Origin of the sequence: Pseudomonas sp. NPDC087626 (assembly GCF_044743405.1) — a bacterium.
Classification (GTDB): domain Bacteria; phylum Pseudomonadota; class Gammaproteobacteria; order Pseudomonadales; family Pseudomonadaceae; genus Aquipseudomonas.
The window spans coordinates 31,573-42,304 of the sequence record NZ_JBIUWJ010000046.1 but is presented as its reverse complement, the minus strand read 5'-3'; the positions used below and the strand labels follow the sequence as shown (position 1 = coordinate 42,304).

At 61.0% G+C, this 10,732-nt stretch carries 15 protein-coding genes; 5 read left to right on the top strand and 10 right to left on the bottom strand.

Annotation, left to right across the window (positions count from 1 at the left end; genetic code table 11):
• Both ACIOVD_RS26145 and ACIOVD_RS26140 read right to left on the bottom strand, forming a co-directional pair.
• Positions 1-198: hypothetical protein (locus ACIOVD_RS26145; protein ID WP_401131027.1), on the bottom strand; the 198-nt coding region annotated here is incomplete at its 3' end.
• An 11-nt stretch (positions 199-209) separates the two neighbouring features.
• Positions 210-821, bottom strand: a complete 612-nt coding sequence (locus ACIOVD_RS26140) for a glutathione S-transferase (protein WP_159996797.1) — start codon at positions 819-821, stop codon at positions 210-212.
• Between the two features lie 364 nt (positions 822-1,185).
• On the opposite strand from ACIOVD_RS26140, the gene ACIOVD_RS26135 reads away from it, so the two are divergent.
• A complete protein-coding gene (locus ACIOVD_RS26135; protein ID WP_095171462.1) occupies positions 1,186-1,590 on the top strand; it encodes a TraR/DksA C4-type zinc finger protein in 405 nt (134 codons plus the stop codon).
• A 330-nt stretch (positions 1,591-1,920) separates the two neighbouring features.
• Positions 1,921-2,142: a hypothetical protein gene (locus ACIOVD_RS26130; protein ID WP_159996795.1), complete on the top strand. Its 222-nt coding sequence runs from the start codon at positions 1,921-1,923 to the stop codon at positions 2,140-2,142.
• Here the strand turns inward: ACIOVD_RS26130 and ACIOVD_RS26125 are convergent, their stop codons facing one another.
• Together ACIOVD_RS26125 and ACIOVD_RS26120 are read right to left on the bottom strand one after the other, a co-directional pair.
• Positions 2,143-2,373 carry a hypothetical protein gene (locus ACIOVD_RS26125; RefSeq protein ID WP_095171458.1) on the bottom strand — a complete coding sequence of 77 codons (231 nt, stop codon included), beginning with the start codon at positions 2,371-2,373 and terminating at the stop codon, positions 2,143-2,145. It abuts the gene before it with no gap.
• A 157-nt stretch (positions 2,374-2,530) separates the two neighbouring features.
• Entirely contained in the window at positions 2,531-2,779 is a 249-nt protein-coding gene (locus ACIOVD_RS26120; protein WP_401131024.1) for a hypothetical protein, read from the bottom strand.
• Between the two features lie 429 nt (positions 2,780-3,208).
• On the opposite strand from ACIOVD_RS26120, the gene ACIOVD_RS26115 reads away from it, so the two are divergent.
• The 3 genes from ACIOVD_RS26115 to ACIOVD_RS26105 all read left to right on the top strand — a co-directional run bounded on the left by ACIOVD_RS26115 (position 3,209) and on the right by ACIOVD_RS26105 (position 4,581).
• Positions 3,209-3,658, top strand: coding sequence for a hypothetical protein (locus ACIOVD_RS26115; protein WP_401131022.1), 450 nt, complete (start codon positions 3,209-3,211; stop codon positions 3,656-3,658).
• Positions 3,658-3,861, top strand: coding sequence for a hypothetical protein (locus ACIOVD_RS26110; protein WP_159996793.1), 204 nt, complete (start codon positions 3,658-3,660; stop codon positions 3,859-3,861). Before ACIOVD_RS26115 ends, ACIOVD_RS26110 begins: the two co-directional genes overlap by 1 nt.
• Before the next feature lie 282 nt (positions 3,862-4,143).
• The gene (locus ACIOVD_RS26105) at positions 4,144-4,581 is read left to right on the top strand and encodes a DUF3995 domain-containing protein (RefSeq protein ID WP_095171451.1); all 438 of its coding nucleotides are present in this window, start codon (positions 4,144-4,146) and stop codon (positions 4,579-4,581) included.
• A gap of 9 nt (positions 4,582-4,590) precedes the next feature.
• On the opposite strand, the gene ACIOVD_RS26100 is transcribed toward ACIOVD_RS26105, so the two are convergent.
• The 6 genes from ACIOVD_RS26100 to ACIOVD_RS26075 are packed head-to-tail and all read right to left on the bottom strand — an operon-like array spanning position 4,591 to position 10,660.
• Entirely contained in the window at positions 4,591-4,959 is a 369-nt protein-coding gene (locus ACIOVD_RS26100) for a Na+/H+ antiporter subunit G (protein WP_401131019.1), read from the bottom strand.
• A complete protein-coding gene (locus ACIOVD_RS26095) occupies positions 4,956-5,234 on the bottom strand; it encodes a K+/H+ antiporter subunit F (protein WP_095171447.1) in 279 nt (92 codons plus the stop codon). Before ACIOVD_RS26095 ends, ACIOVD_RS26100 begins: the two co-directional genes overlap by 4 nt.
• Positions 5,231-5,719 (bottom strand): Na+/H+ antiporter subunit E, encoded by a 489-nt coding sequence (locus ACIOVD_RS26090; protein ID WP_401131017.1) that lies wholly within the window; start codon positions 5,717-5,719, stop codon positions 5,231-5,233. Before ACIOVD_RS26090 ends, ACIOVD_RS26095 begins: the two co-directional genes overlap by 4 nt.
• On the bottom strand, positions 5,716-7,401 hold the full coding sequence (locus tag ACIOVD_RS26085; protein ID WP_401131015.1) for a monovalent cation/H+ antiporter subunit D: 1,686 nt from the start codon (positions 7,399-7,401) through the stop codon (positions 5,716-5,718). The genes ACIOVD_RS26090 and ACIOVD_RS26085 overlap by 4 nt, the downstream gene beginning before the upstream one ends.
• Positions 7,398-7,742, bottom strand: a complete 345-nt coding sequence (locus tag ACIOVD_RS26080) for a Na+/H+ antiporter subunit C (RefSeq protein WP_005789164.1) — start codon at positions 7,740-7,742, stop codon at positions 7,398-7,400. The genes ACIOVD_RS26085 and ACIOVD_RS26080 overlap by 4 nt, the downstream gene beginning before the upstream one ends.
• Positions 7,742-10,660, bottom strand: coding sequence for a monovalent cation/H+ antiporter subunit A (locus ACIOVD_RS26075; protein WP_095171442.1), 2,919 nt, complete (start codon positions 10,658-10,660; stop codon positions 7,742-7,744). The genes ACIOVD_RS26080 and ACIOVD_RS26075 overlap by 1 nt, the downstream gene beginning before the upstream one ends.
• Between the last annotated feature and the right edge of the window lie 72 nt (positions 10,661-10,732).

Sequence of the window (10,732 nt, the reverse complement as noted above, 5' to 3'; positions counted from 1 at the left end):
CAAGAGCGTTTTGCTTACTTTTGCGCTGTTCAAAAGTGAGCCGCTGTAAAAGCGGAACCATAGGAGGCCGTTACCGAAGAAATGGATATGTACTCCGCCTAATCCAACATCCTGGTCGGCACCACAGCTGTGTAGATACCTATACCGCGATGGCGATATCTGGAAGGCCATCGCGGGCAGGCCGGGAGCGGCAAGCATCAGGCGAGGCCTCAGGTCATCGGGGTCTCGATAAACGCCGGCTGCTGTTCGGCATACGCGGTAAATGCGCTGATCAGTGGAAACTGCGTGATGTCGACCTGGTCGGGCACCACCAGCAGGGTGAAGCTCCAGGCTACGGCGAGGGTGATGCCGTCCTGTTGCAAGGTGCCATCCATAGGCAGCGGTTGCCTGGCCAGTTCCCGCTCCAGTGCCGAGTACGCCGCATGCAATTGCCCGCTGACCCGCTCCAGCCAGGGCGCATGTTGTTTCTCGGCGGGGCGCAAGTTGCGTTCGTAATAGATCTGCACCGACTTCTCGCACGCGGCCAATGCCAGGCCGATCAGCCGCAAGGAGCGCAGGCGCTGATCCAGGGACGCCGGCATCAGGCTTTTACCCGGGCTGCCCAGGGCTTGCAGGTAGTCGATGATCAGGGTCGAATCCATCAGCACTTCGCCGTCGTCCAGCACCAGCGTGGGCGCCTTGACCACCGGGTTGATCGCCTGGAACGCCTCGAAACCGCGGAACACCGAAATCGAGGCGTGCTCGAACGGGATGTCCAGGGTCTTGAGGCTGATGGCGACACGTCTTACATAAGGTGAATCGAGCATTCCGATCAGCTTCATGTACAACTCCTTGGAGAGTGGCGGGGCTAGGGACAGAATCTAGCGCTAAATGACTGGCCTTGAACACTTCTGGCGGGCGCCTGTCGCCGTTTGTCTTCTATATACAGCCGCTGGGTTGAATTTCTTGCTATAAACGCACTCCGATAAACGCCCAAAGCTTGCCGCAGAGCAATTTAAGGGCTTTGTCAGACAAATTCCCTGTCTTTTCAGTTGCTGAGGCCGCCCCTCGGCCTTAGACTGCCGCCCCCTCGTAAATTGACTGCTGGGTGGCGCTTGGAATGTATGGCGCCTTTGCGAAACCTGGCAGGTTGACCGGAACGCATCCTGATTCGCCTTAATGCACGTATTTTTTATAGAGAAATCAATGACAAAGGATAAGTTGCTGGCCATGCCGGCGGATGACTACATGAATGCCGAGCAACAGGCTTATTTCACTGAGCTGCTGCAAAACATGAAGGTGGAAACCCACGAGCGTATCGAGCAGAACCGTATCGCCATTGAAAGCCTGGACACCCCGGCAGATCCGGCTGACGCGGCTTCGGTCGAAGAAGAGCGCACCTGGCTGGTGAACGCCATTGACCGTGACCAGCGCATGCTGCCTCAGCTGGAACGTGCCCTGGAGCGCATCGCTGACGACAGTTTTGGCTGGTGCGACGACAGCGGCGAGGCTATTGGCCTCAAGCGCCTGCTGATCAGCCCGACCACCAAGTACTGCATCGAAGCTCAAGAACGTCACGAGCAGATCGACAAGCACCAGCGTCAAGCTTGATTCGCGCGGGTCACCCTTAGAGGGTTGCCGCAAACAAATCGCAACTTGCAACAGCGTCCGAGGCGGATGTTGCTGCAGGTTGCGATTTTTGCGTTTGGCGTAATGCTGGTCATTGTAGGAGCGAGCTTGCTCGCGATGAACTCAAAGACAGCGCGTTTGTTCAGGTTATACGCGTCATCGTTAACGTTCATCGCGAGCAAGCTCGCTCCTACGCGCGATTGTTACCGGTTACGCAACTAAATAGTGCAGGCACATCGCTATTTCCCCATTCGGCTATTCATTATCATAGGCCTATTGATAGGAAGCTAATGAATATCCCGAGGGGGGTTCATGCAATGTAAGGTCGATGTTGCCGTGATGATTGGCAGTGGTGTGCCTGCCGGGTTGCGGGCGTTGGGGCAAGCAGTGTGCTGGGTGGTCCTGCTCAATGGCGAGCAGTACGGAACGGCCTTTGGCAGCCGCACAGAGGCGCAAGCCTGCAAGGATGCCTGGTTGGCGCAGTTGAATGCCGGGCAGCCCGAGAGGCCACGGGCCGCAGCAGCGAAAGTCTGATCAGCTCTTCAGGGCGCCTTGATCGACGGCGAGCTTGAGGGCCTTGGCCGACTCCATGGCCGCGACGGCAGCCACTTCGCAGGTCTTGAACCAGCGGTCTTTTTCGACCTGGTGATAGGTGATGGTGGTCAGCGGTGGTTTGGCACGCATAACAATCACTGCCTGGAATTCGCCGTCGATTTCTCTGGCTTCGCCCCGGATGAAAAACTCGCCGATATCAAATTCGGTCACGTGCGCCTTCCCTTGGAAATTATTCTATTGATTGCAACGCAGTCCGCCGAGGAGGCTGGGTCTCAATGGTCGGGCAGTATGGCAGTTGTTGCGGGGAGGCGGCGCAGTTATGTCATTGGTATGACGAAACACCTGCGCCGGTTTACAGGGCGGTTACTTAGTGGCTGGCTTCGAAGGTGCGGGCGAGGGCACAGGCTTCGTTGTGGCTCATACGGAAACCCCTTACACGACCTGTAGCGGTTTCTGTGATATGAAAGAAGCCATTCCCAGCGAGTATGACTTGATAACGCAATTGAAGCGGTGCTGGAAAAAGCTCGCCGATCGCCCTGCAAGTCCCGTCGTGAACGGTCTGTGGCGAATAGTGGCGGTTGCTGGTGATTAGGCTGGCAAGGTGTTGTGAGTACATAGGAATTCCTTTTCTATGGTTTGCCGACGGTCGCACGTCACTTTCAGTAGTCTAGGAGCGCTTGGCTGCTCTAGAATCCTCCACTGACTGGAGGTAGGTGCTCATCTAAAGCAATTTTCTTCAGGCTATATGTCAGAAAAATGCTTTTTTTTATGAGCTTTTTCCCTAAAGTTGATAGTCCAGTATTCTCTGATCGTTAGAAGGAACATTTCCTTCAACATCCGACGACTGCCAGAGACGACGGTGCGAGTGGTTATCCAGTAGCCTGCTCGTGCCTTGCGATGAAGCGGTGCTCTACCGGCTTCACGATGACAGCCTGGGCCATTGTTGCGACATCTTCGGTACGGCCGTTTTTTTTGCTGCCTGTTTTTCTGCCGGCAGTGTCATTTCTGATGTGGGGATATTTCGTTGGCAGTAAGTAATCTCGATATGCACGCTTTGTTTGTGCTGGGTGATTTGCGCGCAAAGCTGGTTAAGCAGTTTCAATCTCGTTTCGTCTACATCACCGAGCAAAACCCCGAAGGTATCTACGTCGCCGAGATCGATACCGAGTCGGCCCTGGTGGTGGATGACAAACAGCGCCTTGAACTCAAGGTCGGCGATCATTTTCGCGCCGCGGTATTACCCAGCCGCGAAGGCGGCAAGTTGGAAATCAAGTTTCGCGAAATCAAACTGACGGTCTACGGCCTGGGTGATTACGCGTTCGTCACCACTACCGATGGCCAAGCCATCGTGTTCAAGGAAGGCCATAGCGTGGTCACCGTGTTTGCTGCGCATCAGCAACTGCAGGAAGGCCTGACCAAGACCCTGAAGGCCGTTACCGCCAAGGCAGCGAAGTTCCGCAAGGGTGAGTTGGTGTCGTTCAAGGCCAGTGAGTAATGAGCCTGTCCCGGGCTGATTTTCATCAGCAGCACCAGGCACGTGCCCACGCCCATGCGCTGCAGTTGTTCGCCGAAAAGGCGGTCATGCAAGGAGCCTGGCTGAACTGGGTGGCTTCACAGCTCTACCTGTTGCGCCCGGCGGAGTACGCCAGCATGGTGCGTCGAGAGTTGCAGCAGCTGCAGGAACCGCCTGCCCGATAAACCTCGTCCCGCGATCACTGGACCCTCTACTGCAGTCAATTGACTGAATAAGCAGCGGCTGGCTTTTTTCCTGCGCCAGGCGGTCCTGACATCGCTCAGGCACCGATCCACTTTACCGACCTGAACTGGCAGCGCGGCAGCCAGGCCTGCGCAGCGTAAGCGAACTGAGGGGCACGGAGATATTGCTCATACCGATCGGCGTTTCATTGATAAATCGCAAAGCATTGAGGATTAGTCTGGTCTAGGCTGTTTTTTCTGCCAACGATTCAAGGAAACTCGATCATGACCTTCGTGCTTGCTCAATGGCTTGCAGGAGCATTTGTGGTGATCAGCCTGATCCATGTGTACTGGGCGCTGGGTGGTCAATGGGCCAATGATGCGGTAGTGCCCTACGTCCCGACGCCCGAGGGCAAGGGGTTGCGCCCGGCTTTCAAACCTTCGTCACTGGGCACCCTGGCGGTAGCCGTCGGGCTGCTGCTGATTGCCCTGATGGTGAGCTTGCGAGTGGGACTGCTGGTGCCACAGATTCAACATTGGTCGCTGCAATGGTTGATCAGCGCGATTGCCCTGCTGATGTTTGCCCGGGCCATTGGTGATTCGGACCTGGTGGGGTTCTTCAAGGAGCAGGTCGGGTCGAAGTTCGCGCGCCTCGACACCTGGGCCTTTTCCCCCCTGTGCGTAGTCCTGGGGGCGGGGCTGCTGACCGTTGCCTGGGTCTGAATCAGCCTCTCAACTACCGCTCTCGTTGCGCCGGCTGCTGACTTCAGCCGGCACGTCATCGCCCGCCATGCGCTTGCGGAACAACGCCGCGCGCGCCAGCAGCAGGGTCGTCACCGGCATGGTGATCGACAGCAGTATCGGGATCAGCCACGCATGCAGCACCGGACTGGCCTTGAGCGTCGAAAAATAAATGATCGACGCCAGCGCTACGCACCAGGCCCCCAGGGTCGAGGCCAGTGCGGGCGGGTGCATGCGCTGGAAGTAATCCTTCAGGCGCACCATGCCGATGGCACCGATCAGGGCGCTCAGGCTGCTGATGACCAGCAAAATGGCCACGGTGATCTCGACCCACAGGGGCAATTGAGAAGCCTGGTTCATTCGATCACCTCGCCGCGCAGGAGGAATTTCGCCAGGGCAAAGGAGCCGACGAAGCCGAACAGCGCAATCAGCAGCGCCGCTTCAAAGTAGGTATCACTGGCATAGCGGATGCCCAGCACCAGCATCATCAGCATGGCGATGATGTACAGGTAGTCCAGCGCCAGGACCCGGTCCTGGGCCGAGGGGCCTTTGAACAGGCGGATCAGGGTCAGCACCATGGCCAGGGAAAACACGAACAGGCTGAACACAATCGCATTCGAGAGCAGGGCACTCATTCGAAGATCTCCATCAGGGGGCGCTCGTAGGTCGCCTTGAAGTGTTCGATGAATTGCGCTTCGTCCTCCAGGTCGAACACATGCAGCAGCAGAATGCTGCGATCCAGTGCCAACTCCGACCAGACCGTGCCGGGCACCACCGTGGTGATCATCGACAGCGCCGCCAGGCCGTTGGCGTCGCGCAGGTCCAGCGGCACCTTGACGAACCGTGAGCGCGGCGGGCGTCGCTTGGCATTCAGGACGCCCCAGGCCACCGCCAGGTTCGACCCCAGCACGTCACGCCCCACCAGCAGGAACAGGCGCAGGACCACCCCCGGGCGGCGGATGCGGATCGGTAGCGGGCGCAGCTTGCGCATCATCAGCGGGGCACAGAAGCCCAGCAGCGCGCCGAGCAACAGGTTGCCCGGGCTGACTGAAAGGTTCAGTGCCAACCACAGTACCCACAGCGCCAGGGATAGCCAGGGAGCCGGAAACAGACGCCTCATGGGTGCACCTCCTGCGCGGCGGCCTGGGCTTCCGGACTAGGCACGGCGCGGGTGCCGAGCACGGCCATGACGTACTGCTGGGGATTGTTCAGGGTGTCGGCGGCGGTCTGGGTGAACCGCATCAGCGGTTCGGCCTTGAAGGTCAGCAAGATGCTCAGGCCCAGCAAGGCGATGATCGGCACGCACTCCAGGCGCCGCAGGACCGGTGGCTGGCGCTCTTCCGGGGTCCAGAAACGCTGGATGCCCAGGCGCGAGAACGCGATCAGCGAAGCCAGCCCGGACAGGATCAACAGCGCGAGCAGGCACCAGGCCGCAGTCGACACCGGCTGGCCCGAGGACGCGCCGAGCCCCAGCGGGTTGAGCAGGGCACTGAGCAGGCTGAGCTTGCCGATAAAGCCCGAGAGTGGCGGCATGCCGATGATCAGCAGGGCGCAGGCAATGAAGCTGAGGCCGAGAAAGGCCATGGTCCAGGGAATCACCTGGCCGACCACGGCTTGCTGTTCGTCGTCGAGGTTGATGCCCTTGGTCGGCGGGCTCGCTCCGAGTGGACGTGGCAGCGCTTCGACTTCGTCGTCCAGGGGGATTTCCACCGCCGTGCGCGAGCGCTCGATCAGTTCTGCCAGGAGAAACAGCGCACTGAGGGCCAGGGTCGAGCTGACCAGATAGAACAACGCCGCTGCCACCAGGTTCGGTTGGGCAAAGCCGATGGCCGAGAGCAGGATGCCGGCCGAGACCAGGATGCTCAGGCTGGCCATGCGTTCCAGGCGGCGCGCGGAGAGGATCGCCAGCGCCGCGCAGACAATGGTCGCCATGCCGCCGTAGATCAGCCAGTCACCGCCGAAATACGCCGAGGCTCCGGCCTGTCCGGAAAACAGCAGGGTCCACAGGCGCAGCAGGGTGTAGACGCCGACCTTGGTCATGATCGCGAACATCGCCGCCACCGGCGCACTGGCCGAGGAGTAGGCCGGCACCAGCCAGAAGTTCAGTGGCCACATCCCGGCCTTGGCCAGGAACGCCACCGCGAGGATCGCCGCGCCGGCATGCAGCAGGCCGCGATCGGCTTCGGGCACCAGGGGAATCTTCAGCGCCAGGTCGGCCATGTTCAGGGTGCCGGTGACGCCGTAGATCAGCGCCGCGCCAATCAGGAACAGCGAGGAGGCCAGCAGGTTGATCGAGATGTAGTGCAGGCCCGCGGATACCCGGGTGCGGCCCGAGCCGTGCAGCATCAGGCCATAGGAGGCCGCCAGCAGTACTTCGAAGAACACGAACAGGTTGAACAGGTCGGCCGTCAGGAAGGCGCCGTACAGGCCCATCAGTTGAATCTGGAACAGCGCATGGAAACTGGCCCCGGCCCCGTCCCAGCGGGCCATGGCGAACAGCAGGGCGCTGACGCCGATGATGCCGGTCAGGACCAGCATCAAGGCCGACAGGCGATCGACCACCAGCACGATGCCGAACGGCACCGGCCAGTTGCCGGGCAGGTACACGCCGATGGAGTTGGGGGCACCCTGTTGCTGGGTCCAGTACAGCAGCATCACCGAGATCCCCAGGCCGATCAGGCTGGAAAACAGGTTGAGCCGGGCCTTGAGTGGGCGATGTTTTTCCCCCAGCAGCAGCATCAAGGCCGCCGTCAGCAACGGCAGGAGAATGGGGGCGGCGATCAGATGTTGCATCCAGTTCATTCTTTAGGCTCCCGGCCATCGACATGGTCGGTGCCGGTCAGGCCCCGGGATGCCAGCAGCACCACCAGGAACAGCGCGGTCATGGCAAAGCTGATGACGATGGCGGTGAGTACCAGCGCCTGGGGCAGGGGATCGGTGTAGTTCAGCAGGTCCTGGGGCACGCCGTCCTTGATGATCGGCTCCTTGCCGATAAACAGGCTGCCCATGCTGAAGATGAACAGATTGACCCCGTAGGACAGCAGGCACAGGCCCATCACCACCTGGAAGGTCCGCGGACGCAGTACCAGCCAGACCCCGGAGGCCGCCAGTACGCCAATGGCAATTGCGATGACTTCTTCCATCAGGCAGCTCCTGGCTTGGCAATGGGTTTGGGCTGGCTGCTCGGTTTGTGGCCACGCACCGATTGGTGCGCCAGGGCCGTCAGGATCAACAGGGTCGAACCGACCACCACGGCATACACGCCGACGTCGAAGAACAGCGCGCTGGCAATATGGATATCACCCAGCAGCGGCAAGCTGAAGTGCCAGGTATGGGTGGTCAGGAACGGATAGCCGGCGGCCATGGCGCCGAGGCCGGTGACGCTGGCGAACAACAGCCCGGTGCCCATCCAGCGCAACGGACGCAGGCTCATCTGTGCCTCGACCCATTGGGTACCGGCCACCATGTACTGCAGGATGAACGCCACCGACATCACCAGGCCGGCGACAAACCCGCCGCCAGGCTGGTTGTGCCCGCGCATGAACAGGTAGAACGAGACCACCAGGGCAATCGGCAGCAGCAGGCGCACCAGCACGGCCGGGACCATCATGAAGCCCAGGGCGGTGTCGCTGGCCTGGCGCGGGTTGACCAGGTCGGTGACCACGTCGGGTGCCAGCAGGCGCTGTTGCGCCGGCAGTTGCATGCTTTCCTTGGGTGGACGGAAGCGCCGCAGCAAGGCGAACACGGTCAGCGCCACGGCCGCCAGCACGGTGATTTCACCCAGGGTGTCGAAGCCGCGGAAGTCCACCAGCATCACGTTGACCACGTTGCTGCCGCCGCCTTCGGGCAAGGCGCGGCTGAGGTAGAACGAGGAAATGTCGTTGGGTGTCTGGCGGGTCAGCATGGCGTAGGACAGCAGCGCCATGCCGACACCGACCGCGATCGACAGCAGCAAGTCGCGCAGACGGCGAACCTTGGCCCGGGCTTCGCTGCCCGGCAGTGGCGAGACTTCCTCGATCCGCCGTGGCAACCAGCGCAGGCCCAGCAGGATCAGCACCGTGGTCACCACCTCGACCACCAGTTGGGTCAGGGCCAGGTCCGGGGCCGAGAACCAGACGAAGGTGATGCAGGTCATCAGGCCGCAGACACTGACCATGGTCAGGGCAGCAAGACGGTGGTACTTGGCCTGCCAGGCGGCGCCCAGGGCGCAGACAATCGCCAGCAGCCACAGGGTGACGAAGACAATCGAGCCCGGAATCTTCGGCCGGTCACCCCAACTGATACCGCTGCCCAGCATTGGGATCAACCCGGCCAGCACTGCCGCCAGCACCAGCAGGAACAGTTGTGCCTGCAGGCGCTTGGTGCTGATCCGTCGCTCCAGGCGGCGGGCCAGGCGCATCATCACCACCAGGCTGCGTTCGAACAGGCGCTTGCCGTTGAACCGGCCAATCAGCGGCGGGTACTTGAAGCGCCCGTGCTTGAACTGGTTGCGCAGCAGCAGATAGAGAATGATGCCGCAGGACATCGCGATCAGGCTCATGATCATCGGCGCATTGAGGCCGTGCCAGATCGCCAGGCTGTACTCGGGCAAGGTGCCACCGACTACCGGCAAGGCGGCAGCGGCCAGCAGCGGGCCGACCACCTGGGCCGGGAAAATCCCCACCAGCAGGCAGGTGAACACCAGCAACTCGACCGGCGCGCGCATCCAGCGTGGAGGCTCGTGAGGGGTATGGGGCAGGTCGGTGGCGGTCGGGCCGAAGAACACGTCGACCGTGAAGCGCAGGGAGTAGGCGACGCTGAAGGTGCCGGCGATGGTCGCGATGATCGGCAGGCTGGTCTCGACCCAGGCGGTGGCGTTGATGAACACCGTTTCGGCGAAGAACATCTCTTTGGAGAGGAAACCGTTGAGCAACGGCACGCCGGCCATCGAGGCGCTGGCGACCATGGCCAGGGTGGCGGTGAACGGGATCAGGCGGATCAAGCCACTGAGCTTGCGGATGTCACGGGTGCCACTTTCGTGGTCGATGATCCCCGCAGCCATGAACAGCGAGGCCTTGAAGGTCGCGTGGTTGAGAATGTGGAACACCGCTGCCACTGCCGCCAGCGGGCTGTTGAGGCCGAGCAGCAGGGTGATCAGGCCCAGGTGGCTGATGGTCGAGTAGGCCAGCAGGCCCTTGAGGTCGTTCTGGAACATGGCGCAGTAGGCGCCGAGCAACAGGGTGCAGGCCCCGGCGCCGCTGACGATGTAGAACCATTCTTCGCTGCCGGACAGCGACGGCCACAAGCGCGCCAGCAGGAAGACGCCGGCCTTGACCATGGTTGCTGAGTGCAGGTAGGCCGAGACCGGTGTCGGTGCGGCCATGGCGTGGGGGAGCCAGAAGTGGAAGGGGAACTGTGCGCTTTTGCTCAAGGCGCCGATCAGGATCAGGGGTAACAGGATGGGGTAGAGCGCGTGGGCGCGAATCAGATCGCCGGCGGCCAGGACCTGGTCAAGGTCGTAGCTGCCGACGACATGGCCAAGCAGCATGACCCCCGCCAGCAGGCACAATCCACCGGCACCGGTGACCATCAACGCCATGTACGCGCCTCGGCGGGCGTCGGCGCGGTGGTGCCAGTAGCCGATCAACAGGAATGAGAAGAGGCTGGTCAGTTCCCAGAAGAACACCATTTGAATCAGGTTGCCGGAGATCACCAATCCGAGCATGGCGCCCATGAACGCCAGGAAAAACGCGAAGAAGCGCGGTACCGGGTCTTCGGGCGACATGTAGTAACGGGCGTAGAGCGACACCAGGGTGCCGATGCCCAGCACGAGCATGGAAAACAGCCAGGCGAACCCGTCCATGCGCAGGACGAAGTTCAGGCCGAGGCTGGGCAGCCAGGAGAATTCTTCGCGAATCACCCCGCCGTCGGCGATTTGCGGGTACAGCAAGGCTACCTGGATGGTGCCGACGAGGGCGACCAGTCCAGCGAGAATCGATTCAGCATTACGTGCATTGTGGGGCAGCAAAGCCGCCAGACAGCTGCCAATGAATGGCAGAAGCAGTAGAACTATCAGGGACATAGGCTTCTATTCTGCGCAAGTTTGTGAAGGATCATACTTGCCGAGGCCCGGATCACCAACTGCCAAGCTGTG

What these genes read in the sequence shown, in the direction of transcription:
- ACIOVD_RS26140 (WP_159996797.1), bottom strand. Translation starts at nt 821, where the DNA reads ATGAAGCTGATCGGAATGCTCGATTCACCTTATGTAAGACGTGTCGCC.
- ACIOVD_RS26135 (WP_095171462.1), top strand. Translation starts at nt 1,186, where the DNA reads ATGACAAAGGATAAGTTGCTGGCCATGCCGGCGGATGACTACATGAAT.
- ACIOVD_RS26130 (WP_159996795.1), top strand. Translation starts at nt 1,921, where the DNA reads ATGCAATGTAAGGTCGATGTTGCCGTGATGATTGGCAGTGGTGTGCCT.
- ACIOVD_RS26120 (WP_401131024.1), bottom strand. Translation starts at nt 2,779, where the DNA reads ATGTACTCACAACACCTTGCCAGCCTAATCACCAGCAACCGCCACTAT.
- ACIOVD_RS26115 (WP_401131022.1), top strand. Translation starts at nt 3,209, where the DNA reads ATGCACGCTTTGTTTGTGCTGGGTGATTTGCGCGCAAAGCTGGTTAAG.
- ACIOVD_RS26110 (WP_159996793.1), top strand. Translation starts at nt 3,658, where the DNA reads ATGAGCCTGTCCCGGGCTGATTTTCATCAGCAGCACCAGGCACGTGCC.
- ACIOVD_RS26105 (WP_095171451.1), top strand. Translation starts at nt 4,144, where the DNA reads ATGACCTTCGTGCTTGCTCAATGGCTTGCAGGAGCATTTGTGGTGATC.
- ACIOVD_RS26100 (WP_401131019.1), bottom strand. Translation starts at nt 4,959, where the DNA reads ATGAACCAGGCTTCTCAATTGCCCCTGTGGGTCGAGATCACCGTGGCC.
- ACIOVD_RS26095 (WP_095171447.1), bottom strand. Translation starts at nt 5,234, where the DNA reads ATGAGTGCCCTGCTCTCGAATGCGATTGTGTTCAGCCTGTTCGTGTTT.
- ACIOVD_RS26090 (WP_401131017.1), bottom strand. Translation starts at nt 5,719, where the DNA reads ATGAGGCGTCTGTTTCCGGCTCCCTGGCTATCCCTGGCGCTGTGGGTA.
- ACIOVD_RS26085 (WP_401131015.1), bottom strand. Translation starts at nt 7,401, where the DNA reads ATGAACTGGATGCAACATCTGATCGCCGCCCCCATTCTCCTGCCGTTG.
- ACIOVD_RS26080 (WP_005789164.1), bottom strand. Translation starts at nt 7,742, where the DNA reads ATGGAAGAAGTCATCGCAATTGCCATTGGCGTACTGGCGGCCTCCGGG.
- ACIOVD_RS26075 (WP_095171442.1), bottom strand. Translation starts at nt 10,660, where the DNA reads ATGTCCCTGATAGTTCTACTGCTTCTGCCATTCATTGGCAGCTGTCTG.